Below are 26067 nucleotides of genomic sequence, written 5' to 3' on the forward strand. Positions count from 1 at the left end.
CAGGCAAGGAATCTGAAGTGAACGTCGACGCGCTCGATGCCAAAATTGTCCGATTCTTCACGGACTCCCCGCGCTCCTCCGTCCTGGAGGCGTCCAGGGTGCTCAAGGTCGCCCGCGCCACCGTGCAGTCCCGGCTGGACCGGATGCAGGACAGCGGCGTCATCGGGTCGTGGGTGCCGCAGCCGGACCCGGCCCGTTTCGGCTACCCGGTGGTGGCCTTCTGCTCCCTGACCATCAACCAGGACCTTGGCCACGACGCCGTCGTGGAGGCGCTCGCGCGGATTCCGGAGCTGATCGAGATCCATACCGTGTCCGGCGGATCGGACCTGATGGCCCGCATCGCCGCACGCTCCAACTTGGACCTGCAGCGGGTGCTGGACGCCATGATCGCCACCCGGACCGTGCTGCGTTCGTCCTCGGTGATCGTGCTCAACACCCATTTCCAGGGCCGCACCCTGCCGCTGCTCGAGGCCGCCGCCGCTCAGCAATAGCTCCCGCGGCACCTGCGCCCGCCACCCCGCCGCCCCCTTGCGTCCGCGGCGTACCGAAACATTTTGCGCCCGGCCGCCGGCGTCCTAGAATTAGTTCTAGTCAATTTGACTATAACTATTCCGGCGGTCCGGCCGGAACTGTCCGGCAGGTCCGCAGGGACCGGGCCGGACCCCGGAACCCGGGGGTCGATCACCGTCTACACCTCTCCAGCCAACGTCTCCGAGCGCCAGCTCGCGCCGCCGTCGCTGGCCATTTCCACGGTGATCTTCGCCCTGCGCCCGAGTGAACGCTCCGGCCGCCCCACGCTCTGGATCCCGCTGGTGCGCCGGATCCGCGAGCCCTTCAAAGGCCAGTGGGCCCTCCCCGGCGGGCCGCTGACCCATTCCGAATCGCTGCAGGACGCCGCCTCCCGCAACCTCCGCGAGACCACCGGGCTGGCGCCGAACTACCTGGAACAGCTCTACGCCTTCGGCGGGCTGCACCGCTCGCCCACCCAGCGGGTGGTTTCGATCGTCTACTGGGCGCTCGTCCAGCCCACCGAGGCCGCGCTCGCCGATGAATCCGAAAACGTCCGCTGGTTCCGGGCGGACCGGCTCGGCGAACTGGCCTTCGACCACAACGCGATCATCGACTACGCACTCTGGCGGCTGCGGAACAAGATGGCCTACGGCTCGATCGCCTACCACCTGCTCGGCGAGTACTTCACCCTCGCGCAGGTCCGGGAGGTCTACGAGGCCGTCCTGGACCGGGAGCTGGATCCGGCCAACTTCCGCCGCCAGATCAAGGCCACCCCGGAAATCGAAGAAACCGACGAATACCTCCAGGGCGGCAAACACCGCCCGCCCCGCCTCTACCGCTTTACCGGCCGGCCCGGCCTCGATCCAGACAACAGGAGCACACCATGACCAGCGTCAACAAGGCGATCCAGCTGATCACACGCGAGGCGGCCGCGGGCCAGGCGACAGCCGCCGCCGCGGCTTCCACCTGCAGCGCGGCCCTGGCCCGGGGCCCCTGGGACTTCGACCTCGCCGAGGCCGTCGCCGGTGTTCCCGCGTACGGCCCGGGCGCCTCCGTGGCCGACGTCGCCCCGCCGTCGACCCCCCGGCAGGGGCAGCTGCCGGAGGAATACCGCCTGGCCGGCGACGCCGAGCTGGACGCCCGGATCCGGGCCGCCAAGGCGGCGCTGGGGGACCGGGCCGTTATCCTCGGCCACTTCTACCAGCGCGACGAGGTGGTTGAATACGCCGACTTCGTGGGCGACTCGTTCCAGCTGGCCAACGCGGCCCTGACCAGGCCGGACGCCGAGGCGATCATCTTCTGCGGCGTGCACTTTATGGCCGAAACCGCGGACATCCTGTCCGCCCCGGAGCAGGCCGTGATCCTGCCCAACCTCGCCGCGGGCTGCTCGATGGCGGACATGGCGGACATCGATTCGGTGACCGAGTGCTGGGAGCAGTTGGAGGAGTTGTTCGGCACCGAGCCCGACGCCGACGGCAGGGTCCCGGTCATCCCGGTCACCTACATGAACTCCTCGGCGGCACTGAAGGGCTTCTGCGGCGAGCACGGCGGCATCGTCTGCACCTCCTCCAACGCCGCTACGGTGTTGGAATGGGCGTTCGAGCGCGGCCAGCGCGTCCTGTTCTTCCCGGACCAGCACCTGGGCCGCAACACGGCCAAGGCCATGGGTGTGCCGCTGGCGCAGATGCCGATGTGGAATCCGCGCAAGGAACTCGGCGGCAACGACGAACAGACGCTGCAGGACTCCCGCGTGATCCTGTGGCACGGTTTCTGCTCGGTCCACAAGCGCTTCAACGTCGCCCAGATCGAAAAGGCCCGTGCGGACTTCCCGGGCGTGCAGGTGATTGTTCACCCGGAGTGCCCCATGGAGGTGGTGGACGCCGCCGATTCGGCCGGCTCCACGGACTTCATCCGCAAGGCCATTGCCGCCGCCACCGAGCCCACGGTCTTCGCCGTCGGCACCGAGATCAACCTGGTCAACCGGCTGGCCGCCGAGTACCCGCAGCACACCATCTTCTGCCTGGACCCGGTGATCTGCCCCTGCTCGACGATGTACCGCATCCATCCCGGCTACCTGGCCTGGGTGCTGGAGGCCCTGGTCCGCGGCGAGGTGGTCAACCGCATCACAGTGGCGGACGACGTCGCGGCCCCCGCCCGGGTCGCCCTGGAACGCATGCTGGCGGCGCGGCCGTGACCAGGCGGCTCGTCGTCGTCGGCAGCGGGATCGCCGGACTGTACGCGGCGCTGCTCGCCTCCGAAGCGCCCGGCACCGAGGTGGTGCTGCTGACCAAGGGCACGCTCGAGGAGAGCAACACCTTCTACGCCCAGGGCGGGATCTCCGCGGTGCTGGCACCGGGGGAGGCCTCGCCGGGCGACTCCGTTGCGGCGCACATTGCCGACACCCTGGCCGCCGGGGCCGGGCTGAACGACCCCGACGCCGTGCGCATCCTCTGCACCGAAGCCGTCGGCGACATCGCCGGGCTGCGGCGCTTCGGCGTGAACTTCGACGCCGGGGCCCACGGCGGACCGGCGCTGGGCCTGGAAGCGGCGCACTCAGCGGCCCGCATCCTGCACGCCGGAGGCGACGCGACCGGCGCCTGCATCGCCCGCGGCCTCGTGGCCGCCGTGCTGGACCGCGCCGTCCAGGGGCGGCTCCGGGTGGAGACCGGCGCTTTTGTAACCGCACTGCTGACCGACGCCGGTGACCCGGACGGCGGTTCATCGGGCTCCGTCACCGGGGTCGCCTACCTGGCCGGCGGGCAGCCCAGGGAACTGGACGCCGACGCCGTGTTGCTCGCCACCGGCGGCGCCGGGCGGCTGTTCGCCCGCACCAGCAACCCGTCCGTTGCCACCGCCGACGGCCTCGCGCTGGCCTGGCGCGCAGGCGCCGCCGTACGCGACCTGGAGTTCTTCCAGTTCCACCCCACCACGCTCGCGGCGGCCGAAGTGCCCGGCGGCCCGCCCGCGCTGCTGATCTCGGAGGCGGTGCGCGGCGAGGGCGCCGTGCTGCTGGACGCCGCCGGGCACCGCTTTATGCCCGACTACCACCCCGACGCCGAGCTGGCCCCGCGCGACGTCGTCTCCCGCAGCATCGCCCTGCACTTGGCGGCGACCGGGCGCCCGGCCGACAGCCCGGTGTACCTGGACGCCCGGGGCATTGAGGCCGGCCGCGGGGCAGGCTTCCTGGCCCGGCGCTTCCCGACCATCACCGCCAGGACGCGGGCCGCCGGCTACGACTGGACTGCCGAGCTGCTGCCGGTATCGCCCGCCGCGCACTACTGGATGGGCGGGGTGGCCACCGACCTGCGCGGCCGCACCTCGGTGCCGGGACTCTACGCCGCGGGCGAAGCGGCGTGCACCGGCGCCCAGGGCGCCAACCGGCTGGCCAGCAACTCGCTGCTCGAAGGGCTGGTCTTCGGGCGGCGGGCCGTCGAGGACTTTCTTGGCGATGCGCCGCGCAACGGCACTGCTCCGCGTGCTAGCTCGGCCGCGGGCGGCCTCCCTTTGACGCACGCTTCCGCAGTACCCTTGCGCGGCCCCTCCAGGGAAGGAACCTCCGCGGCGGCCCCCGAAGTTGGTGTGAAGTCTCGGCCCGAGCCTGGGGTGTTTTCGAGGGAGGCTTTGGGGCGGTTGATGACCAGGGCGGCCGGGGTGGTGCGTTGTGGGGTCGAGCTTGATGCTGCCGCGGAGCAGCTCGGTGCCTGGGCCGCCGTCGTTCGTCCCGGGGCCGTGGCGGACAGCCCGGACCCGCGGGCGCACGAGGACCGCAACCTGCTGCTGGCTGCCGGCCTGCTTGTGGAGGCCGCCCGGAACCGGACCGCCTCCGTGGGCGCCCACTACCGGGCCGACACGGAGCCGGCCTCCGCCCCCGCCCACTCGATGCAAAGGATTTCCTCATGACCACCACCACCCAGGACACCCTAGCCTCTCCGGCCGATGCCCGCGTCGAGCTCGCCGGGTCCCTGCCCGCGGCCGCCGTCGACGCCGTGCTCCGCGCCGCCCTGCTGGAGGACGCTCCCTACGGCGACATCACCTCGCAGACCCTCATTCCGGCCCATGCCCGCGCCACCGCGGTGCTCGCGGCCCGGGTGCCAGGCGTGTTCAGCGGCGGGCAGGTCTTTGCCGCCGCGATGAAGCTGGCGGACCCGGACGCCGCGGTCGAACTGCTAGTCGCGGACGGGGCGGCGTTCGACGCCGGCACGGCGCTGGCACGGGTGAGCGGCAACGCCCGCGGCGTGCTGCTGGCCGAACGGGTGGCGCTGAACCTGGTCCAGCGGATGAGCGCGATCGCCACGCGGACCGCGGAGTTCACCGCCCTGGTCACCGGCACCCGTGCACGGATCACCGACACCCGGAAAACGACGCCGGGGCTGCGGGTGCTGGAGCGCTACGCCGTCCGGTGCGGCGGCGGGGCGAACCACCGCTTCAGCCTCTCGGACGCAGTGCTGGCCAAGGACAACCACCTGGCGGTACTGACCGGGGGAGACCCCGGGAAGCTCACCGCCGTGTTGCGCGGCGCCCGCGACCGGCTGGGGCACACCACCCACTTCGAGGTAGAGGTGGACAGCATGGAACAGATCGGGCCAGTGCTGGCCGCCGGCGTGGACACCATCATGCTGGACAACTTCTCGTTGCAGGACCTCGCCGCCGGCGTTGCACTGGTGGCGGGGCGGGCCCGGGTCGAAGCCAGCGGCAACGTCAGCCTCGCCACTGTGGCCGGGATCGCCGCCACCGGCGTGGACGTCATCTCGGTCGGGGCCCTCACCCACAGCGTCACCGCCCTGGACCTGGGGCTTGATGTCGAGCTCGACGTCGAGCTGGAAACGGCTGGCTGAGGCGCACCGTGATCTTCCTCGATGCCGCCGCCACCACGCCGGTCCGACGCGAAGTCCTCGAGGCCATGTGGCCCTATCTCAGCGGGGACTTCGGCAACCCGTCGAGCCACCATTCGCTCGGCGACGCCGCCGCCAGGGCGCTCGCGGAAGCCAGGGAAGCGACGGCGAAGGCCCTGGGCTGCCGGCCGGGAGAGATCGTCTTCACCTCCGGCGGGACGGAGGCGGACAACCTCGCCGTCAAGGGCATCGCCCTGGCCCGCCGCGCGGCAGATCCGCGCCTGGACCGGGTGGCGATCAGCGCCGTCGAACACCCCGCGGTGGAGGAATCCGCCCGCTACCTCGAACGCGTCCATGGCTTCGCCGTCGACGTGATCCCGGTGGACGGCTACGGGCAGGTCAGGGAGGAAGCGCTCGCGGCCGTGCTCCGGCCGGAAACCGCGCTGGCCAGCGTGATGTACGCCAACAACGAGGTGGGCACGGTCCAGCCCGTGGCCCGGCTGGCCGGGCTGGCCCGGGGGCTCGGCATCCCGTTCCACAGCGACGCCGTGCAGGCCGCCGGCTCGCTGCCCCTGGATGTGCGCGAACTCGGCGTCGACGCGCTGAGTATCTCCGGCCACAAGCTGGGCGCCCCAAAAGGCTGCGGGGCGCTGTATGTGCGCGGCCGGACCCGACTGGAACCGCTGATCCACGGCGGCGGGCAGGAGCGGGGCCGCCGCTCCGGCACCGAGAACGTGGCCGGGGCCGTGGCCCTGGCGACGGCGCTGGGCCTCGCCGGGGCGTCCGGGAAGGACGCGTCCGCCCGGGTAGCCGGCCTGCGCGACGACTTCATTGCCGCCGTCCTGGCCGGGGTGCCCGGCGCCGTTCTCACCGGGCATCCGGCCGACCGGCTGCCCTCCGTGGCATCTTTCTGCTTCCCCGGCACCAGCGGTGAATCCGTGCTTCTGGAGCTGGAACGGCAGGGGGTAATCTGCTCCAGCGGTTCGGCCTGCGCCGCGGGGTCCGACGAGCCCTCCCCGGTGCTGCTGGCGATGGGGATCGGCGCCGAGGTGGCCCAGACTGCCGTGCGCTTCAGCTTCGATTCGTCCGTCACGGCCGCAGAGTTGCACGAAGCGGCGGCCGCGGTGCGCACCGCCGTCGGCAGCATCCGTACCCTCGGCGGCTGAACCCGGGCACCGGAACCCCGGCTAGCGGTGCCGGGCGCGGCGGAAAATCCAGTGCCGGAGCATGGTGAACCGCACGGCCGTCGCCAGGAAGCCGGAAAGGGTAGTGGTCCAAAGCTCGTCGGCCACGGTCGCGTCGGGGTTGATCCAGTGCAGGATGCCGAGGCTGCCGCCGGTGATCAGCAGCGCGACGACGATCACGATCAGCCCGTTGAGGTGGTCGCGCTTCATCCGGTGCCGCTCGGTGATCTTGAACGTCAGCCGACGGTTCAGGGCCGTGTTCATCAGCGAAGTGATGATCAGCGCCGCCGCGTTGGCCGGCTGGGACCCGATCCACGGCCGCAGGAACGCATACAACGCCAGGGAGGTCACGGTGCAGACAATGCCGACGCCGGTAAAACGCAGGAGCTGCCGGACCGCCGGATAGCGGAGCACGCCCCGGTGGCGGCGCCGCGGGGCGGCGGAGGAGCCGGGTGAACCGGAGGAAACGGTCTGCGGGGTTGGCTGCGCCTGTTGTAGCTGCGACTCCATCCGGCTAGTACAGCTCGCCGACCGGGATGTCCACGGCCAGGCGGTTCGAGGGCCCGGCCAGCGGGCAGGCCCACGCCTCGTTGTACGCGCAGGAGGGGTTGTACGCGAAGTTGAAGTCGAGCACGAACTCGGCGTCGTCCCCGGAGCCGGTGACGCCGTGGAAGGCGCCCTTGATGGTGTCCAGCAGGTACCGCCCGGCGCCGTAGCTGCCGCCGGGCTGCCCGGCGGTGGCGTCCCGGAACGGCACGAAGATGCCGCCGCCATAGCCGTTGAGCTTCCAGACCGCCAGCTGACCCATCTCGGGGAGGTCGAAGGTGCCGAGCCGGACAAAGCGGACCAGGCCGTCGGTACCGGTCTCGACGTTCATCTCCCGCCCGGCGCCCTCTTTGGTGATCGGGACGTGGAAGCGGTAGATCGGGTCGTAGTCGGCGGTCTTGAGCCCGCCGAAGCTGGCCTTGGCCGCGTCGGTCAGCGGCGATGCCGGGTGCGTGCCGAACATGCGGTCCCGCTCGTGCCGCCAGTAGGAGTGCGCCTCGGCCGGGCTGTCCGCCGCGATCTTCCGCACGGTGGCGTACAGCGCAAAGGTCCGGAGCCGCCAGTCCGCGATGTCGACGGCGGACATCCGCGCGACGCCGTCCGGCTCGCCAAAGTCCGCTCCGTCAAAGTGCTGTTCAGCCATCCCCCCAGCCTAGCCGTGTTTCGTTGCCCGAAATGCGGCGGGCCCTGCGGCCCGGCGGCACGTAAGGGTCGTAGGCTGTCGCGCATGCACACCACCGACCCCGCCGGGTCCGCCCGCCGCGCCGCCGCCTCGCTGGCGGAACTCGTCCGGTTCCGCACCGTGTCCTCCCGGGTTCCCGCCGAGGTGGAGACCGCAGAGTTCGAGGCCTTCCTGGCCGCCCTGCCCCGGCTCTACCCCGCGGTCTACGCCGCGCTGGCGGTGGAACGGGTCAACGGCCTGGCCCTGCTGTTCCGCTGGCCGGGCACCGCTGACGACGCTGCCGACGCCGGGGTCGAGGCCGACGTCGAGGGAACCCGAAACCGCCCCGCGGTGCTGATGGCGCACTACGACGTCGTCCCGGCCGGGGACGGGCAGGCCTGGACGCATCCGCCCTTCTCCGGCCATAACGACGGCACCCACCTCTGGGGCCGCGGCACCCTCGACGACAAAGGTGCGCTGGTCGCCATCCTGGAGGCCGCCGAGGCCCTGCTCGCTGAGGGTTTCACCCCGGCCCGCGACGTCTATTTCTCCTTTGGCAACAACGAAGAGACCGCCGGTGACAGCGCCGCAGCCGCCGCCGCGCTTCTTGCCGCCAGGGGAGTGCGGCCCTGGATCGTGCTGGACGAGGGCGGTGCCGTCGCGGGAGGCGCGTTCCCGGGCGTAGGCCGGCCGGCCGCCGTCGTCGGCGTGGCGGAAAAGGGGATCCTGGACGTGGAGCTGCTCACCCGCGACCCCGGCGGACACGCCTCGACGCCGCCGCGGATGGGGGCCACGGCGCGGCTGGCCCGGGCCATCACCCGGATTGAGCGCAGCCCGTTCCCGCAGAGCCTGCCGGAGGTGACCGCGGAGATGCTCCGGCGCTTTGGCCCGCACGCACCGGCCCCGCTGCGGCTCGCCTTCGCGAACCTCTCGCTGCTTAGGGTCCCCATGACCTGGCTTTTCGGCCGGCTCGGGAACGAGACCAACGCGATGACCCGCACCACGGTGGCCGTCACCACCCTGGAGGGCAGCGCCGGCGCCAATGTCCTCGCCGCGACGGCCAAGGCGAACGCCAACGTCCGGATCGCCGTGGGGGACACCGTGGCCGGAACCGTGGAGCGGCTGAGGAAGGTCATCCGGGATCCGAAAGTGGAGCTGCGGGTGGTGGAGGGCAACGATCCCACGCCGGTGTCCGACTTTGCCGGAGCCCAGTGGGAGCTGCTGGAGCGCTGCATCGCCGCGACCTTCCCGGAGGCGCTCATCACGCCGTACATCATGATGGGCGGAACGGATTCGCGCCGCTTCACCGGGATCTGCGACGCGGTCTACCGGTTCGCGCCCTTCGCCATGGACGCCGCGGACCGCGGCTCGATCCACGCCGTGGACGAAAAGATCTCGCTCGAGACCCTGAGCCGGGGCGTCCGGTTCTACGAAACGCTGCTCCGGAAACTCTGATCGGCCGTGGGCCCCGGCTACGCTGGCTCCATGACTGGGACGGCTATTTCCCGAGGACTCCGGATCGTCGCTGCGCTGGCGCTCGCCGCGACGGCGCTCGCCGGCTGCAGCAGCGACGGCAAGGGCGCACCGGCCTGGACGGCTGGCAGCCCGGGCGGGAGCTCGACGGCGGATCCCTCCGCCGGGGCCACGTCGCCGGGAGCGCCGGGCGCCTCGGCGTCGGGCACCGCATCCGGCACGGCCTCCGCCGGGGCCTCCGCGGGGGCCTCCGCGGGAGCGACGGCGGCGGCGTGGAAGACGTTCTCGGACCCGGGCAAGACCGTGAGTTTCGACCTCCCCCAGGAATGGATCGCGCAGTCGATCGCCCCGGCGCCGGGCACCCTGCCGGGGGCGCTCAAGATCGAGGTCAAGGACGCCGAAGGCAGGTACCTGGCCACGCTGCAGACCGGACTGCCGGCCCAGGCTGCCGGCGCCTGCGCGGCCGAGGCCGCCAAACCTTATGTGGTGGTCAGCAGCGTTCCGGTGGAACTGCCGCACCGCGGCGGGGAGGGCGCCATCGACCCGCACGTGGTGTTCCGCGTGATCCAGGGCTACAAGTATTTCGGGTCATACGGCATCACCAACGTGGTCGGGGGAGCGGAAGGCAAGTCCTGTTCCCTGCAGAACCTTGTGCGCGGGCCCGAGGGCAAAGGCGACTACTCCTTCGGGGACCTGGCCGAGCTGAAGGCGTTCGCCCCGGACCAGAAAGTGGCGCCGGCCAAGCCCTTTGACACGCTGGCCCAGGCGGACGCCTATGTCAACGAGGGGTCGGAATTCGCCAATGTCCAGCGGATGCTAATGTCGCTGAAGATCAAAAACTAGTCCCGCCGCCGGCTTCACTGCGGCCCGGGGCGACTGCCCGCCCGCTGAGACTTCAGCGGCTTCGCTCGCACCCCTCCGGAGATCCATGGAACGCATCGTGACCGCACGCCTGGCCTTCAAGACCGTGGCCGACACCAAGGTCGCAATGGCGGTGGCCGTGGCCCGGAACCCCGGCTACAGCGGCTTCGAGGAGTCGCTTTCCGTCACTGCCGGCGGCGAGGACGTGCCTCTGGCCGAGCTGTCCGACCACCACGGCGGGCGCTTTCACTACATGGAGTTCGCCGAGCCCACCGAGGTCCTGGTGGAGTACGGCGCCACCGTCACCGGGGCCGCGGAGCCGGAGGAGCCGGGGCTGATGGAGCTCATCCGCTATGTCCGGCCGAGCCGCTACGCCGAATCCGACCGGCTGCTGCCGACGGCGTACGCCGAATTCGGCGGCCTGCAGGGCCCGGAGCTGCTGCACGCCGTGCGGGACTGGGTCTTCAGCGAACTGCGCTACGTCAGCGGGTCATCGCGGGGGACCGACGGCGCCGTCGAGACGCTGCTGCACCGCCGCGGCGTCTGCCGGGACTTCGCCCACCTGGCGATCTCGCTGCTGCGGTCCAAGAACGTCCCGGCGCGGCTGGCCGCGGTCTACGCGCCCGGACTGAGTCCAATGGACTTCCACGCCGTGGCCGAAGCCCACGTCGGCGGAGCCTGGCACGTGATCGACCCGACCGGACTGGCCCCCCGGGAGAGCATGCTCCGGATCACCGCCGGCCGGGACTCCTCGGACACAGCCTTCCTGTCCACCGTCGGCGGCAGCCTCTCGCTGAAGGAGCTCAAGGTCACCGCCACCGTCACCGGCGAACTGCCGGTCGAGGACCCGGCCGCGCTGGTCACCATCCGCTAGCGCGCCTGGACCGCGGTCCGCAGCTTGTCCGTCAGGCGCAGCAGCTCGCGCTGTTCCTCGGCGGTGAGCGCCGGTGCCACCAGAGAGGCGATGTCGCGGACGTGCTCCCGGCCGATCTGCTTCTGCAGTTCCCGGCCGGCGTCCGTAAGTCGGACCAGCACGCCGCGGCCGTCGTCGGGGGCTGGCCTGCGCTCCACGAGCCCCCGCTTTTCCAGCCGCTCCACCAGCCGGCTCAGGCTCGACTGGCTCAAGAGCACGTGGTCGTTCAGTTCGTTCTGGCGGAGCCAGCCGGAGGGGCAGCCGGAGAGCGTGAACAGCACGTCGTACTCGTTCACGGCCAGCGCCTTGAACGCGGGGCCGGACTGCAGCCGGCGCATCACCGCGACCTGGGCGCGGAACAGGGACTCCCAGGTTTCCGCGGCCAGGCGCACGGGCGATTCGGTTTTGGCGGACATCACGCGTCCAGACGCGTGTTTTCGACCGTGCCGGCGTCGACGGTTCCGGCAGCCACGGCTGCCGCCACCCGCCCGGCGTGGGTGGGCGGTTCCGGGACGTGCGCCGGGGTCTTCTCGGCATATTCCTTGCGGAGCACGGGCAGGACTTCCTCGCCGAACAGGTCGAGCTGCTCCAGCACGGTCTTCAGCGGCAGGCCGGCGTGGTCGATCAGGAACAGCTGGCGCTGGTAGTCGCCGAAGTACTCGCGGAAGGTCAGGGTCTTCTCGATGACTTCCTGCGGGCTGCCGACGGTCAGCGGGGTCTGCGAGGTGAAGTCCTCCAGGGACGGTCCGTGGCCGTAGACCGGGGCGTTGTCGAAGTACGGGCGGAACTCCTTGACGGCGTCCTGCGAGCTCTTCCGCATAAAGAATTGCCCGCCGAGGCCCACAATCGCCTGGTCCGCCTTGCCGTGGCCGTAGTGTTCGTAGCGTTCGCGGTACAGGCCGATCAGCTGCTGGTAGTGCTCCTTGGGCCAGAAGATGTTGTTGGCGAAGAACCCGTCGCCGTAGTACGCGGCGACCTCGGCGATCTGCGGCGTGCGGATCGAGCCGTGCCAGACAAAGGGGGCGACGCCGTCGAGCGGGCGCGGGGTGGAGGTGAAGTTCTGCAGCGGGGTGCGGTGCTTGCCGGACCAGTTAACCGTGTCCTCGTCCCACAGCCGGCGCAGCAGGGAGTAGTTCTCGATTGCGAGTTCGATCCCGTCCTGGATGTTCTTGCCGAACCAGGGGTAGACGGGGGCGGTGTTGCCGCGGCCCAGGACCAGGTCCACGCGGCCGCCGGCGAGGTGCTGGAGCATCGCGAAGTCCTCGGCGATCTTCACCGGGTCGTTGGTGGTGATCAGCGTGGTGGCGGTGGAAAGGATGATCCGTTCCGTCTGCGCCGCGATGTAGGCCAGCGTGGTGGTGGGGGAGGAGGAGAAGAACGGCCGGTTGTGGTGCTCGCCGATGGCGTAGACATCCATGCCGATCTCTTCGACCTTTTTGGCGATCGCCACCGAGGCCTTGATGCGCTCGTGTTCGGTCGGGGTGCGGCCCGTGGTGGGGTCCGTGGTGATGTCGCTGACGCTAAAGACGCCGATCTGCATGGTATTCCTTTCCCTGGCCGGAAACTTCCGGTTGCTGCTTCTACTATACCCGATTTAGATGCATTTGCATCTATCGCCCGGTACAACGCCCGCCACGCCGGGATATTCCCGGCTCCTCCGATGGGCCGGCGGCACCCGGCCCTAGGATGCAATCAATCGGCTGGCCGCCAGGTGTCCAGCCCGCCCGGAAGGTTCCCATGCGCCGCGTCGTTGCTTTTCTGTGTCTGGTGGAACTCACCAGCGGCATCCTGCAGGGCTACTACACCCCCATCCTCACCGACATCGCCCGGCACCTGGGGATCCACGACGGCGACGTGAACTGGTTCGAGGCGGCCCAGCTGACGGTCAGCGCCCTGGCGGTGCCGGTGCTGGCGAAGCTGGGCGACCTGTACGGCCACCGCCGGATCCTGCTGGTCTCCACCGTGCTGACCGCTGCCGCCTCCTGGGGGGTGGCGCTCGCGCCGGGCTTCTGGACATTCCTCGCCGCCTGGTCGCTGCAGGGCTTCTATGTGGTCTGGCTGCCGCTGGAGATCGCCCTGGTCTTCAGCCGGGTGCACGGGCTGGCCGACGGCGCCGCCCGCACCCGCCGCGCCGCGGGCATCCTCGTCGGGGCGCTGGAATTCGGTGTCATCGCCGGGGCGCTGGCTTCCGGGGCGCTCGTGGAGGCCTTCGCCGGGCAACTGCAGCTGGTGCTGATGATCCCCGCCGTCGTCGTGACCGCCTGCTGGTTCGCCATCCGCTTCGGCGTGCCGGAGTCGGCCGGGCGCGCCGGCGGCCGGGTGGACACCGGCGGCTTCGCGCTGCTCGCCGTCGGGCTGCTGCTGATCACCTCCGGGCTGACCTTCATGCGGCTGGGCGGCCCCGGCGCCTGGTGGGCCGGGTCGCTGGTCGCGGCCGGTGTGCTGGTCTTCATTCCCTTTGTCCGCGTCCAGCTGGGCCGCGAGGACCCGCTGGTGGACATCCGGATGCTGCGGTCCAAATCGATGTGGCCGGTGCAGCTGACGGCCGGGCTGTTCGGCGTCTCCGTGCTGGGCGCCCAGGCCCCGCTCTCCACCTTCGCCCGGACCGATCCCGCGCTGCACGGCTACGGGCTGGGGCTGCGCGCGGGGCAGGTCTCGATCATCATCGGCGTTTACGTGCTGGCCCTGCTGGTGGGCGCGCTGCTGTACCCCGTGGTGACCCGCCGGCTGACCCCGCGCTGGACCCTCGTGGGGGCCGCGGCGCTGGTCGGCACGGGCTACCTGCTGTTCCTGCCCCTGCACGGCAGCCTGGCCGAGGCGCTGGTCAACATGGCGGTGGCCGGCGTCGGCTCCGGGGCGCTGGTGGCGGCACTGCCCTCCGCCGCGGCCGCCGCGGCCCCGCTGGACCGGACAGCGATGGCCACGGGGCTGACCAACACCACCAAGACCATCGGGGGCGCCTTCGCCTCCGCGGTGTTCGGCATCGCGCTGCTCAGCCACGTCCTCGGCGACGCCGGTGCTGCCGCGGGCGCAGGCCAGACCGCGGCGCCGTTGGGCGGCTACCTCACCGTCTGGGCCATCTGCGGGGTCATCGGCCTGGCCGCAGCCGCCGCCCTGGTCCTGGTGCCTCGGCTGGCGTTCTCCGACCGAGCCCCGGCCACCACCGAAACCCCCGCCACCGAACAGGCCGCCCCCGCTGCGCCCGCCCCCAACTAGCTCGCAGTTCAGGCCGTTTTCAGCGCTCAAAACGGCCTGAACTGCCAGTCAGTTGGGTGGGCAGCCCGGGCGTGGGGACGCTAGTTGCGGAGCGCCGGGGCCTCGTCCGGTTCGTCGGCCTCGTCAAGCTGGCCGAGTTCGGGTGCGGTGCCCTCGGCGTCCGCGGGTGCGGGCTGGGCGCGGCGGCCGTGGGCGGACTTGCCGCCGTTGGCCTTCTGCAGCGCCTTGCGTTCGCGCCGGCCCTCCACCAGCCGGTAGAGCACCGGGACCAGGACCAGGGTCAGGGCGGTGGAGGAGATGAGTCCGCCGATCACCACAATCGCCAGCGGCTGGGAGATGAAACCGCCGCCGCCGGTCAGGCCCAGCGCCATCGGGGTCAACGCGAACACGGTGGCCAGCGCGGTCATCAGGATCGGCCTCAGGCGCTGCCGGGCGCCGTGGGTGATCGCGTCCGCCACGCTCATGCCCGGCTCGCCGTTGCGCGGCTGGCGGTACTGGTTGATCAGGTCGATCAGCACGATCGCGTTGGTCACCACAATGCCCACCAGCATCAGCATGCCGATCAGTGACGGCAGCCCCAGCGGGACGCGGGTCACGAGCAGCAGCGCGATGGCGCCGGTGGCCGCGAACGGGACCGAGACCAGCAGGATTAGCGGTTGCACGAGCGACTTGAAGGCGGCCACCATGATCACGTAGACGATCGCGATGGCGGCCAGCAGCGCCAGCCCCAGCTGCCCGAAGGACTCGGCCTGCTGCGTGGTGGCGCCGCCGATCTCCGCGGTGACGCCCGGCGGCAGCTGGACGGTCTTGAGCCGGGCCTGCACCTCGGTGCTGACCGCGCCGAGGTTGCCGCCCGACGGCGTGACGGACACGCGAGCGGTCCGCTGGCCGTTGCTGGCGGTAATGGAGACGGGGACGTCCACCTGTTCCACCGAGGCGATCGAGGACAGCGGAACCGGCCCGCGCGCCGTCGGCAGCGGGAGGTCGCGGACGGCGCCGATGCTGGTGAAGCGGGTTCCCTCGCCGATCCGGACCGGGAAATCGTTGGTGCCAATCCGGACGGTGCCTGCCGGGATCGGGCTGATGGTGGAGGCCAGCACCCCGGCGACCTGCTGCTCGTTCAGGCCGGCCGCGACGGCCTTGGCGCGGTCCACCTTCACCTGGACCACCGGCTGGCTCGCGGCCAGGTTGGTGCTGACCTCGGAGGAGCCGGGGACGCCGTCCATGGCCGTGACCATGGCGTCGCTGGCGGTGCGGAGGTCCGCTGAGCTGGCGGCCTTGAGCGTGATGTCGACCGTCGACGTTGTGCCGAAGCCGCCCTGCTGGGAGCCGACGGTGATCTTGCCGGCGCCGGGGATCTTAGCGAGTTCGCTGCGGACGGTGTCCTGCAGCTTGCCCTGGTTGGACTTCTCTTCGGTGACGACGGTGAAGCTGGAATTGGCTGCCCCGGTGGACTGCAGCGCGGAGAACCCGGACTGCGCGTTGCCGGTGGTGACCTGGACGTCCTTGACCCCGTCGATGCCCCGCAGCACGGACTCGACCTTGATGGCCGCGGCGCTGCCCTCGGCCAGGCTGGTGCCGGCCGGGAGGGCCTGCTTCACCGTCATGCTGTTTTCGCCGGAGCGACCCAGCAGGTCGGTGGCCAGCAGCGGGGACATGGCGGCGGTCCCGCCGAGGACCAGGACGGCCGCCACCAGGGTGATCACGGGGTGCCGCTGCGTCTTCGTGAGGATCGGGAGGTAGCCGCGCTGCAGGAAGCTGCGCTGCTCGGCCTCGTGAGCCTTTGCCGCGGTCTCCCGGGCGGTGGCCTCGGACACGGCGTTCCCGGCCTTGTCCGCCGGCGTCCGCAGGAACCAGTACGCCAGCACCGGCACGATGGTCAGCGAGACCAGCAGCGAGGACACCAGGGCGATGGTAACGGTGAGCGCAAAGGGCCGGAACAGCTCGCCGGCGAGTCCGGCCACGAAGGCGATCGGCAGGAAGACCGCCACCGTGGTGAGCGTGGAGGCGGTGATGGCGCCGGCAACCTCCCGGATGGAGGTCAGGATGGCGGTGATTTTCTGCTCGCCGTAGCTCAGGTGCCGTTTGATGTTCTCGATCACCACGATCGAGTCGTCCACCACCCGGCCGATGGCGATGGTCAGCGCCCCGAGGGTCAGGATGTTCAGCGAGTACCCGGTGGCGGAGAGACCAATGAACGTGATCAGCAGGGACAGCGGGATGGACACGGCCGTGACCAGGGTGGAGCGCACCGAGAGCAGGAACAGCAGGATGACGGCGACGGCGAAGCCCAGGCCCAGCAGCCCCTCGGTGGTGAGGTCCTTGATGGACTTCTCAATGAACGGCGCCTGGTCGAAGACCGGGGTGAACTTGGCGTTCGAGCCCAGTTCGGCCTCAAGCTGCGGGATGGAATCCTTCACCGCATGCGAGATGCCCACCGTGTCGCCCTCGGGCTTTTTTGTCACCGAAAGGGCCAGGGTTTCCTTGCCGTTGGTCCGGGTGATTGAGGTGCGGGCGTCCTCGGTGATGCTGACATCGGCGACGGCGCCGATCGTGGCGGCGTCGCGGGCGCCGCCCAGCGGCAGGGCCTTGACAGCGTCGAGGGAGTCCACCGGGCTGCCGATCTGCAGCGACAGCGTCTTGCCCTGTTCCTCGATGCTGCCGGCCGGCACCAGCGACCCGTTGTTCTTCAACGCGTCCGTAATGGACGCGATGGTGGCGCCGGAGGCCGCCATGGCCTCGGGCCGCGGCAGGATCTTGATGTGCTGGGTGGCCCCGCCGGTCACCTCGGCGCCGCGCACGCCGTCGAGCTTCTGCAGCCGCGGCACGCTCAGGCGGGCCAGGTCCGCGTTCAGCTCGCTCAGCGGCTTGTCCGAGGACACCGCGAGGTAGACGATCGGGAAGTCGCTGATGCTGCCGGCGATTGCCTGCGGCTGGACGTCCTTCGGCAGCGCCTGCTTGGCGTTGGAGATGGCCCGGTCGATCTGGTTCCGGGCACGGTCAAGGTTGGAGCCGTAGGTAAACACCAGGGTGATCTGCGAGACACCGTTGCGCGAGGTCGACGACGTCGACTCCAGCCCCTCGACGCCGTTGAGCGCCGTCTCGAGCGGGCCGCTGATCTGCTTGTCCACGACTTCCGGCGAGGCGCCGGGCATCGCGGTGATCACCGTGATCTGCGGGAACTCGATGGACGGGATGAGCTCCTGCTTGAGCGAGGACATCGTAATCACGCCGAAGACAGACGCGAAGACGGTGATCAGCGCGATCAGCGCCCGGTTCCCTAGCGAGAGCTTGGCCAGCCGGAACATCTCATGGTCTCCTGGGGATTAGCGGACGCTCGCCACGACGGAACGCCTCAATGGGACTAAACGTGCCGCAACCCGGCAGAGTTTCAGCGGGCCGCCGGAACCGGTTCGAGCTGGAGCGCCGCGGCCGTCTCGGCCTCGAGCCGGGCGGCAAGGTCCGGGTTCTCGTTGAGTTTGACGCCGTAGCCGGGCATCATCTCCTTGAGCTTGGACTGCCAGCCCTTGAAGTTCTTGGGGAAGGACTTCTGCAGCAGCTCGATCATGATCGGCACCGCGGTGGACGCGCCCGGGGACGCGCCCAGGAGCGCGCCGATCGTGCCGTCGCGGCCGGCGATGACCTCGGTGCCGAACTGCAGCACGCCGCCCTTCTTGGGGTCCTTCTTGATGATCTGGACCCGCTGACCTGCGGTGATGAGTTCCCAGTCGCCGTCCTTGGCCTCCGGATAGTACTCCCGCAGGGCCTCCACCTTGGCGCCGTGCCGCTTGGCGACTTCCTTGACCAGATAGGCGGTGAGGTCCATGTTGTCCTTGGCCACGGCCAGCATCGGGATGATGTTGGAGGGCCGGATGGACAGCGGCAGGTCCAGGTAGGAGCCGTTCTTGAGGAAGTTGGTGGAGAACCCGGCGTAGGGTCCGAAGAGCAGCGACCGCTTGCCGTTGACGAACCGGGTGTCCAGGTGCGGCACCGACATGGGCGGGGCGCCCACCGAGGCCTGGCCGTAGACCTTGGCGCTGTGCTGGGCGGCGAGGGTCTCGTCGGTGCAGCGGAAGAACTGGCCGGAGACCGGGAAGCCGCCGAAGCCCTTGCTCTCCGGGATGCCCGAGGCCTGGAGCAGGTGCAGGGCGCCGCCGCCGGCGCCGACGAAGACAAACTTCGCGTGGATCGAGCCGTGTTCGCCGGAGCGGGGGTGCTTGAGCGCGAGGTCCCAGCCGCCGTCGGAGGCCCGCTTGATGCCGGTGACGTCGTGGCCGTAGTTGATTTCGACGCCGTTGTTGCCGAGGTAGCCGGTCAGTTCCCGGGTCAGGGCGCCGAAGTCGACGTCGGTGCCTTCCGCGGCGCGGGTGGCGGCGATGTGCTGCTTCGGGTCCCGGCCCTTGACGATCAGCGGCGCCCACTTGGCGATCTGGTCGTGGTCTTCGGAGAACTCCATGGAACGGAACAGCGGGTTCGGCTTGAGGGCCTCGTAGCGGGTCCGCAGGAACTTGGCGTTGGCGTCGCCGACCACAAAACTCATGTGCGGGACCGTGTTGATGAAGCCCTTGGGGGAGCCGATCAGCGAGTTGGTGACCAGGTGGGACCAGAACTGGCGGGAGAGCTGGAACTGCTCGTTGATGTGCAGGGCCTTGGCCGGGTCCACCGAGCCGTCTTTGGCTGCGGGGGAGTAGTTAAGCTCACACAGGGCGGCGTGTCCGGTGCCGGCGTTGTTCCACGGATCGGAGCTTTCCAGGCCCGGCTGGTCGAGGCGCTCGAACAGCGAAATGGTCCAGTTCGGCTCCAGCTGCTTGAGGAAGGCGCCCAGCGTGGCGCTCATGATGCCGCCGCCAATCAGGACGACGTCGGCATGGTGGGTCTTGGAAATGAAAGTCACATCAGTCTCCGGTAGCAGCGGCTCTGGCTGTCACAGAATATCCCTGCACCGCCCACTAACTGAAATTGGGTGCCTCCGTCAAGGCTTTAGCGCGACCTTCGTGAAAACTTCGTTCAGGACCGGCGACGCCGGGTACTTCAGGACCCGGTCCGAGAGCGCCAGCGCCGAGATCGGGAACGCGATCGGCACCGCCGGGACCGTCGCCGCAATCTGGGCGTTGATGGTCTGGTACTGCTCGGTGCGTTCCTTGCCCTCGGGCAGGCCCCGGGCCCGGGAGATCTTCGAAAACACCTGGGGGTCCTGGTATCCGAACTCGCCGGTGTTCTCGCCGAACAGCGGGCCCACGAAGTTGTCCGGATCGGCGTAGGACCCGTTCCAGCCCAGCAGGTGCAGGGCGTGGTCCCCGGGGGAGGTGACTTTCTGGAGGTAGCCGTCGGACCAGTCCACCGGGACCGGTTTGATGTTGAGCCCGACGGCGGTGAGCTGGCGGCTGATCTCGGCGTAGACCTTTTCCGGCGTCGGCAGGTACGGCCGGGCAACGTTGAGCGGGTAGTAGAACTTCAGTTCCTCGCCCTTGTACCCGCCCTCGGCAAGGAGCTCCTTGGCCTTGGCCGCGTCGTGTCCCAGCGAGGGGGCGTTGTTGTTGAAGCCGCTCAGCTTCGGCGGTACAAACTGGGAGGCCGCCGCCGTGTTGTCGATGAAGAACTTGCGGATCAGGGTGTCCTTGTCCAGGGCCATCTCGATCGCCTGGCGGACCTTGAGGTTCTGCAGCACGGGCACTTCCTGGTTCATGCCCAGGTACATGACCGAGAACGGATCACGCTGGATGATCTGTTTGCCGCGCTTGACCAGCTGGTCGAAATTTCCCACGGTGACCGAATCATAGGCATCGATCTTGCCGTCCAGCAGCGCTTGCAGCCGGGTCTGGGGATGGTCGTAGCTGATGAAGTTGATGGTCCCGATCTGCCCCTTGTCGCCCCAGTAGTCCTTGTTGCTGGTCAGGGTGACGGTGTTGTTGTCCCACGAGCCGAAGACGTAGGGGCCGGTGCCCACCGGGTGCAGGGCATAGGCGGACACGGCCTGCCCTTCGCGGCTCTGGGTAAGGGAGTCGGCGGACTGCGCGTCGAGGGCCTTCGGCGAGGACATGGCGAAAGCAGGCAGCGTCAGGGCCTGGAGGAAGCCCGTGAACGGCTGGGTGAGGTCGATCCGGACACTGTCCGCCGCCAGTGCCGTGCAGCTCTTGTAGATGGACAGCGAGGCCTGGTCGGCGTGGGCCTTGAAAACGCCCTTGAAGGTGCTGCCCGTTGCCTGCTTCCGGAGGGCGGCGGGGAAGTTGAACCATCGGTTGAAGTTGGCGCACACGGCTGCCGCGTTGAAGGCCGTCCCGTCGTGGAATTTCACGTTCTCGCGGAGCTTGAAAGTGTAGGCGCGGCCCTCGTTGCTGTCGCTCCACTCCGTGGCGAGCAGGGGGGTGGGCTTGCCGCTGGTCTGGTCGACGCCGATCAGCCCTTCGAGCACCTGGCGGGTGATCCGGTAGGAGTCAACGTCGGACACGAGGGCAGGGTCCAGGCCCAGCGGCCGCGATGCGGTGCCAAAGCTGAACGTGGCGGTGGGGACCGCGTCGGACGCGCCGGCGGTGGACGACGACGTCGGCGCCGGCGCCGGTGTTCCGGTGCACGCTGCGAGCGGGGCCAGCAACAGGAGAGTGCTGAGGCCGGCTGCGATGCGGCGCAACTTCCTGCTGGGGCCTGCCGTGGTCGGCGCGGGACTGCTGGGCACTGAAGGAATCACCTCTGGGAACTGTACGGCCGCCGGCTGCGGAACAGCCCCAGTCTAGTAGACCGGGCTGCGGATTCCGGCGGGCGGCCGGTGCAGCTGGCCGATGCCGCTGCGGGCAGGCGCTGTCCGTGGGCCGCCCCGCGCAACGGGCGAAGGCCCGCACCAACAGGTGCGGGCCTTCGTTTCTCCAAGTGGATCCAGGGAGTCAGGCTGGAACCGGTACAGGAGGGTTTGGGGTGGCCTACTTCGGCATCAGGACGGAGTCGACCATGTAGACCGTGGCGTTGGCGGTCTTGACGCCGCCGCAGACAACGTTGGCGCCGTCGACCTTGAGCGCGTCCTTGGTGCCGGAGACGGTGACCGAGCCGCCCTGGACCGTCTTGTGCGTGCCGACGATCTGGTCCGGGCTGATCTTGCCGGGCACCACGTGGTAGGTCAGGATCTTGCTCAGCAGGGCATCGTCGGTCTTGAGCGTTTCGATGGTGGCGGCGTCGATCTTCTTGAACGCGTCATCGGTCGGGGCGAAGACGGTGAATTCACTGCCGTTCAGGGTGTCCACCAGGTTGACCTTGGGGTTGAGCTTGCCGGACACGGCGGCGGTCAGCGTGGTCAGGATGGGGTTGTTCGATGCGGCGACTGCCACCGGATCGAGCGCCATGCCGGACACCGAACCCTTGCCGTCCGGAACCTTGGCGGCGTAGCCGGCGCAGCCGGCACCCACCAGGTTGGCGGCCGGGTCCATCGCTGCGGCCGAGGAGCTCATGGACGGCGACGGCGCCATGCTCGACGCGGACGGCGCGGCGGCCGGAGCCGAGGAAGAGCTGGAACCCGTGCTGGATCCGCCGCAGGCAGTGAGGCTGAGCATGGCTGCGGCAGCGATACCTGCAACGGCGAAAGTCGTGCGCTTGATGGTCTGCATTTCGAATCTCCTTTGTTGTGCCGATTTCATTGCCGGCAGCGAACGTCTTTGCCGCTGTGGCCCTTATCCGACTGGTGGGCACCGACCCTTGGTTGGTGTCTCAATGGGTATTCGGGAGCTCGGCACAAAGGGATGGGTGGGATTCGAAATTGTTTTCCGGCAGGTTTAGATCCTGCCGGAGTTTAGTCTCAGCGACGTCAGGACTGCTGCTCTTCGCCCCGGGTTTCCTTCACTTGGAAGACAGCGGCAAGCAGGACCGCCGCGAGGGCCGTCGCCGCCATGGCGTGGCTCATGCCCGTGTAGGTCCCGAGCCAGCCCGCCAGGAGGGGCCCGGCGGCCGGGGCGAGGGCTGTCACCGCCGTCAGCGGGGCCGCGAAGTGTCCCTGCAGGGTGCCCAAGCTCCCTGTGCCCCAGCGATCTGCGACGAGGGTGGCCTGGAGCAGGGTCTGGCATCCGCGGACCGCGCCGGCGAGCATTCCTGCCGCGATCAACACCGGAACCGGTCCGGGCAGGACCGCCAGGAGGAGGACGGCCCCGGCGGCCGTGCCGGTGATCACCGGAAGCCGGGCGCCTGGCGGGATGCCGGCGAACAGCAGCCGGCCCCCGACCTGCCCGGCGCCCACGAGACCAAGTCCGAAGGCCGCAGTGGCGTAACCGGCCCCCTTTTCCATCAGCAGGGGCACAATGTTCAGCGTTACGGTGTAAAGCCCGAGGCAGAGCAAAACCATGAGCAGCTGAAGTCCCAGGAAATCGGGGCTGCGCCGGATGTTCCGCAGCGCGGCCCGGTGGGCAGGCCCGTTGGAGCCCGCGGCGGCGGGGGACCAGCGCCGGTTGAGGTAGCGGGCGTGCAGCGGAACGGTGACAAGTCCCAGCACCCCGGCCAGGAAGATAAAGGCGCTTCTCCAGCCGAACGCCGAGGTGAGGGCGGCCGTGACGGGGGCGAAGATCGTGGACGCGAATCCGGCCACGAGGGTCAGTATGGTCAGGGGCCGGATGCGGGCCGGCCCGTACCAGCGGCTGATCACGGTGAAGGCCGGTTGGTACAACACAGCTGCCTGCGCGGTCCCGGCCAGCAGCCAAGCGCCGAAGAACACCGGCAGGTTCGGTGCCGTCGCCACGAGGACCAGGGCCAGCACTCCGAGGAGGGATCCGCCGATCATCAGGTCGCGCGGCCCGGTCCTGTCGAGGATCCTGCCGACGCCGATGCCGGCCGCCGCGGAGACCAGCAGACCGACGGAGAAGGCTCCCGTCACCACGGCGGAATCCCAGCCGGTGTCTTCGCTGATGGGCAGGACCGCCGCGATCAGGGCATAGTAGAGCACGCCCCACCCGGTGGTCTGGGTGATGCACAGCGCGGCAAGGCCGCCGCGCGGGGCACCTTCTGCGACCAGGGTCCGGGCGGGGGCGGGCGCGGGCATGGTCAGTTCCCGGTGAGCTCCGCATACAGCTTCTGGACCCGGGCCTTGATGTCATCCCGGACCAGGCGCATGCGTTCCATGCCTTCGATGCCGCGCTCGGAGGGCTCGTCCGTGTCCCAGACCTCATACCGGTTGCCCTCGGGGGCTTCGACTTTTGCCTCGTTGCCCAGGACGATGACGACGTCGACCGCGGCCAGTACGTCGTCCGTGACGGGTTTGGGCTGCTCGCCGGTGATGTCGATCCCGAGTTCTGCCAGCGCGTCCACGGACTGCGGATTCAGCGACTTGCCGGGTTTGGTGCCGGCCGAGTGCACCGTAACGGTCCCGTCGGCGAGCTGGTTCATCAGCCCGGCGGCGAGCTGGGATTTTCCGCCGTTCTTGCTGCAGACGAACAGGACACTGGGCGTTTTCGTGGTCTCGGTCATGCGTTTGATTCTTCCTTGAGTGTGTCGGTGGTGAGCAGTGGTCAGTTTCCGCCGGAGCGGCCGTGGGCGAGCCCGGTGGGGAATCCGACGAGGACCGGTTCCGGCGCGCCGCAGCATCCGCCTGAGGTTTCCGCCGCAAAGTCCGTGGTGGCGGCGGCCGGGACGTCGCAGCTGGTGCCGATGTCCGAGGAGCAAACGCCGGTCTCCGGCAGCTCGAGCTGGACGGTGTCGGCGGCCTCCCGGTCTCCGGCGAGGGCGGCGGCAACCGAGCGGACCTGCTCGTAGCCGGTGGCCAGCAGGAAGGTGGGGGCCCGGCCGTAGGACTTCATGCCGACGATGTAGAAGTCCTGCTCCGGGTGGGCCAGCATCTTGGCGCCGTGCGGCTCGACCGTGCCGCAGGAGTGGAATTCGGGATCGATCAGCGGGCCGAGCTCACGCGGGGCCTCGACGCCGGGGTCCAGTTCCAGCCGGAGTTCCCGGAACATGTCCAGGTTCGGTCGGAACCCGGTGGCCGGTACCACGACGTCGGCCTCGAGGGTGCGTCCGTCGGTGGCGGTGAGCGTGACGGCGCCGCCGTCGGTGGTAAGGCCGGCGATACCGAAGCCGGTCCGGAGTTCCACGGTGCCGTCCTCCACCAGTCCGCGGAGGCGGCTGCCGAGCTGGCCGCGGGCGGCGAGGCCGTCGGCGTCGCCGCCGCCGTAGACCTTGGCCGCCGAAGCGCCGCGGATCGCCCACACGATCTTTGTCCCGGGCACCTGGGCTGCCAGTTCGGAGAGGTTGATCAGGGTGTTGGCGGCGGAGTGGCCCGCACCGACCACGACGGCGGTGCGACCCGCAAACGTTTCGCGGTCGCGGCCCAGGACATCCGGCAGCGGCGAGGAGATTCGGGAAGCCGCAGCGGTTTCGCCGACGGCGGGAAGCCCCGAGGTTCCGAGCGGGTTGCGTGTGGACCAGGTCCCGGACGCGTCGATGACGGCGGCGGCCGGGTAGTCACGGACCTCGCCGTCTGCGTGTTCGACCCGGACCACAAAAGGGGTGGTGTCGCGGTTCCGGCTGTGGGTCTTGTCCATGCCGAGGCGGGTGACCGCGACGACGCGCGCCCCGGTGTGCAGGCGGGATGCGATTGTGGGGAGCGCGGCGAGCGGCGTCAGGTACCGGTCGATGAGTTCGCCGCCGGTGGGCAGGGCCGTCGGTTCCGGCGCTTCCCAGCCGTTCGTGGCGAGCAGGCGGACAGCGGCGGCGTCGGTGTTGTACTGCCACGGGGAGAACAGGCGGATGTGGCGCCACTGCTCGATGGCCGCGGCCGCCGTCGGGCCAGCCTCCAGGATGAGCGGCTCCAGGCCGCGTTCGAGCAGGTGCGCTGCCGCGGCGAGGCCGACGGGCCCGGCTCCGATGACAGCTACGGGAAGGGTAGTGGCTACAGCCATGGTGTCCTCTGTTTCATCCGATGGTGCTCTAGGAGTGGGTGGGTTCCTCGACCAGGGCGGTGGCGATGCTGTCGGCGTCGTCCAGCGCGGCGAGGTAGCGTTCGGCGTCCAGGGCTGCGGCGCAGCCGGTGCCGGCGGCGGTGATGGCCTGGCGGTAGCGGTGGTCCACGGCGTCGCCGCAGGCGAAGACGCCGGAGAGGTTGGTGACGGTGGTAGGGGACTCGACTTTGATGTAGCCCTCGGCGTCGAGCTCCACCTGGCCGTGCAGCAGTTCGGTGCGCGGCACGTGCCCGATCGCCACGAAAATTCCGGTGGCGGCTTGCTCCCGGGTTTCGCCGGTGACGGTGTCCGTCAGCGTGACGCCGGTGACCTTGCCGTCGCCGTGGATCGCGGTGACGGCCGAGTTCCAGGCGAAACGGATCTTGGGGTTGTCCTTGGCCCGCTGGGCCATGATCCGGGACGCGCGCAGCTCGTTCTTGCGCACGACGACGGTCACGGTCTTGCCGAACCGGGTCAGGAACGTCGCTTCCTCCATCGCCGAGTCCCCGCCGCCGACCACGATGATGTCCTGGTCCCGGAAGAAGAAGCCGTCGCAGGTGGCGCACCAGGAGACGCCGTGGCCGCTGAACTTTTTCTCCTCCCGCAGGCCGAGTTCCTTGTAGGCGGAGCCGGTGGCGAGGATGACGGCGAGCGCCTCGTGCGTCTCGCCGGCTCCGGTGACGACGCGCTTGAGGTGGCCGGTGAGCGTCACTTCGGTGACGTCGTCGAACACCACTCGGGCGCCGAACTTCTCGGCCTGCTGCTGGAGCCCGTCCATCAGCTCGGGGCCCTGGACGCCGGCGGGGAAGCCGGGGAAGTTCTCCACCTCGGTGGTGTTCATCAGGGCGCCGCCCGCCGTGACGGCCCCGGCGATGACCAGGGGCGCGAGCCCTGCGCGCGCGGCGTAGATCGCCGCGGTGTAGCCGGCGGGGCCGGACCCGATGATGATCAGCTGTTCAGTCATGGTTGT

At 69.8% G+C, this 26067-nt stretch carries 22 protein-coding genes; 10 read left to right on the forward strand and 12 right to left on the reverse strand.

All coding sequences use genetic code 11. From position 1 onward, the window contains the following. Positions 1–17: 17 nt before the first annotated feature. The 6 genes from AC6I9V_RS14725 to AC6I9V_RS14750 all read left to right on the forward strand — a co-directional run bounded on the left by AC6I9V_RS14725 (position 18) and on the right by AC6I9V_RS14750 (position 6508). Positions 18–491, forward strand: a complete 474-nt coding sequence (locus tag AC6I9V_RS14725) for an Lrp/AsnC family transcriptional regulator (protein WP_497899951.1) — start codon at positions 18–20, stop codon at positions 489–491. 189 nt (positions 492–680) lie between these two features. Continuing rightward, positions 681–1397 (forward strand): NUDIX hydrolase, encoded by a 717-nt coding sequence (locus AC6I9V_RS14730; RefSeq protein WP_497900324.1) that lies wholly within the window; start codon positions 681–683, stop codon positions 1395–1397. Then, on the forward strand, positions 1394–2704 hold the full coding sequence (nadA, locus tag AC6I9V_RS14735; RefSeq protein ID WP_497899952.1) for a quinolinate synthase NadA: 1311 nt from the start codon (positions 1394–1396) through the stop codon (positions 2702–2704). Before AC6I9V_RS14730 ends, nadA begins: the two co-directional genes overlap by 4 nt. After that, positions 2701–4410, forward strand: a complete 1710-nt coding sequence (nadB, locus tag AC6I9V_RS14740; RefSeq protein ID WP_497899953.1) for an L-aspartate oxidase — start codon at positions 2701–2703, stop codon at positions 4408–4410. The genes nadA and nadB overlap by 4 nt, the downstream gene beginning before the upstream one ends. Continuing rightward, positions 4407–5345, forward strand: a complete 939-nt coding sequence (nadC, locus tag AC6I9V_RS14745; RefSeq protein ID WP_497899954.1) for a carboxylating nicotinate-nucleotide diphosphorylase — start codon at positions 4407–4409, stop codon at positions 5343–5345. Before nadB ends, nadC begins: the two co-directional genes overlap by 4 nt. 8 nt (positions 5346–5353) lie before the next feature. Further along, positions 5354–6508 carry a cysteine desulfurase family protein gene (locus AC6I9V_RS14750; protein ID WP_497899955.1) on the forward strand — a complete coding sequence of 385 codons (1155 nt, stop codon included), beginning with the start codon at positions 5354–5356 and terminating at the stop codon, positions 6506–6508. Between the two features lie 21 nt (positions 6509–6529). Here the strand turns inward: AC6I9V_RS14750 and AC6I9V_RS14755 are convergent, their stop codons facing one another. Both AC6I9V_RS14755 and AC6I9V_RS14760 read right to left on the reverse strand, forming a co-directional pair. Next, positions 6530–7036 carry a GtrA family protein gene (locus tag AC6I9V_RS14755; protein ID WP_497899956.1) on the reverse strand — a complete coding sequence of 169 codons (507 nt, stop codon included), beginning with the start codon at positions 7034–7036 and terminating at the stop codon, positions 6530–6532. 4 nt (positions 7037–7040) lie between these two features. Next, the gene (locus AC6I9V_RS14760) at positions 7041–7715 is read right to left on the reverse strand and encodes a DUF1684 domain-containing protein (protein ID WP_497899957.1); all 675 of its coding nucleotides are present in this window, start codon (positions 7713–7715) and stop codon (positions 7041–7043) included. 84 nt (positions 7716–7799) lie between these two features. On the opposite strand from AC6I9V_RS14760, the gene AC6I9V_RS14765 reads away from it, so the two are divergent. From AC6I9V_RS14765 to AC6I9V_RS14775, 3 genes are all read left to right on the forward strand, one after another. Continuing rightward, entirely contained in the window at positions 7800–9188 is a 1389-nt protein-coding gene (locus AC6I9V_RS14765; RefSeq protein ID WP_497899958.1) for a M20/M25/M40 family metallo-hydrolase, read from the forward strand. 30 nt (positions 9189–9218) lie between these two features. Continuing rightward, complete coding sequence (locus tag AC6I9V_RS14770) at positions 9219–10049, forward strand: hypothetical protein (protein WP_497899959.1); 831 nt, start codon at positions 9219–9221, stop codon at positions 10047–10049. An 85-nt stretch (positions 10050–10134) separates the two neighbouring features. Next, complete coding sequence (locus AC6I9V_RS14775; RefSeq protein WP_497899960.1) at positions 10135–10941, forward strand: transglutaminase-like domain-containing protein; 807 nt, start codon at positions 10135–10137, stop codon at positions 10939–10941. On the opposite strand, the gene AC6I9V_RS14780 is transcribed toward AC6I9V_RS14775, so the two are convergent. Together AC6I9V_RS14780 and AC6I9V_RS14785 are read right to left on the reverse strand one after the other, a co-directional pair. After that, positions 10938–11396, reverse strand: coding sequence for a MarR family winged helix-turn-helix transcriptional regulator (locus tag AC6I9V_RS14780; protein ID WP_497899961.1), 459 nt, complete (start codon positions 11394–11396; stop codon positions 10938–10940). The genes AC6I9V_RS14775 and AC6I9V_RS14780 overlap by 4 nt on opposite strands. Next, complete coding sequence (locus AC6I9V_RS14785; RefSeq protein ID WP_349411542.1) at positions 11396–12520, reverse strand: LLM class flavin-dependent oxidoreductase; 1125 nt, start codon at positions 12518–12520, stop codon at positions 11396–11398. Before AC6I9V_RS14785 ends, AC6I9V_RS14780 begins: the two co-directional genes overlap by 1 nt. A gap of 197 nt (positions 12521–12717) precedes the next feature. On the opposite strand from AC6I9V_RS14785, the gene AC6I9V_RS14790 reads away from it, so the two are divergent. After that, on the forward strand, positions 12718–14196 hold the full coding sequence (locus AC6I9V_RS14790) for an MFS transporter (protein WP_497899962.1): 1479 nt from the start codon (positions 12718–12720) through the stop codon (positions 14194–14196). An 80-nt stretch (positions 14197–14276) separates the two neighbouring features. Here the strand turns inward: AC6I9V_RS14790 and AC6I9V_RS14795 are convergent, their stop codons facing one another. From AC6I9V_RS14795 to trxB, 8 genes are all read right to left on the reverse strand, one after another. Continuing rightward, a complete protein-coding gene (locus tag AC6I9V_RS14795) occupies positions 14277–17504 on the reverse strand; it encodes an efflux RND transporter permease subunit (RefSeq protein WP_497899963.1) in 3228 nt (1075 codons plus the stop codon). 83 nt (positions 17505–17587) lie between these two features. Beyond that, the gene (locus AC6I9V_RS14800; RefSeq protein WP_349411538.1) at positions 17588–19090 is read right to left on the reverse strand and encodes a malate:quinone oxidoreductase; all 1503 of its coding nucleotides are present in this window, start codon (positions 19088–19090) and stop codon (positions 17588–17590) included. Positions 19091–19168: 78 nt separating this feature from the next. Beyond that, the gene (locus tag AC6I9V_RS14805; protein WP_497899964.1) at positions 19169–20824 is read right to left on the reverse strand and encodes an ABC transporter substrate-binding protein; all 1656 of its coding nucleotides are present in this window, start codon (positions 20822–20824) and stop codon (positions 19169–19171) included. A gap of 286 nt (positions 20825–21110) precedes the next feature. Continuing rightward, positions 21111–21788 carry a fasciclin domain-containing protein gene (locus AC6I9V_RS14810; RefSeq protein ID WP_497899965.1) on the reverse strand — a complete coding sequence of 226 codons (678 nt, stop codon included), beginning with the start codon at positions 21786–21788 and terminating at the stop codon, positions 21111–21113. 197 nt (positions 21789–21985) lie between these two features. After that, on the reverse strand, positions 21986–23206 hold the full coding sequence (locus tag AC6I9V_RS14815; RefSeq protein ID WP_497899966.1) for an MFS transporter: 1221 nt from the start codon (positions 23204–23206) through the stop codon (positions 21986–21988). Positions 23207–23208: 2 nt separating this feature from the next. Next, entirely contained in the window at positions 23209–23631 is a 423-nt protein-coding gene (locus tag AC6I9V_RS14820; RefSeq protein ID WP_497899967.1) for an arsenate-mycothiol transferase ArsC, read from the reverse strand. A 41-nt stretch (positions 23632–23672) separates the two neighbouring features. Then, positions 23673–25058 (reverse strand): FAD-dependent oxidoreductase, encoded by a 1386-nt coding sequence (locus AC6I9V_RS14825; protein ID WP_497899968.1) that lies wholly within the window; start codon positions 25056–25058, stop codon positions 23673–23675. A gap of 28 nt (positions 25059–25086) precedes the next feature. Beyond that, positions 25087–26061, reverse strand: coding sequence for a thioredoxin-disulfide reductase (gene trxB, locus AC6I9V_RS14830; RefSeq protein ID WP_497899969.1), 975 nt, complete (start codon positions 26059–26061; stop codon positions 25087–25089). Between the last annotated feature and the right edge of the window lie 6 nt (positions 26062–26067).

Source organism: Arthrobacter sp. SlRoot2-15, assembly GCF_059739345.1.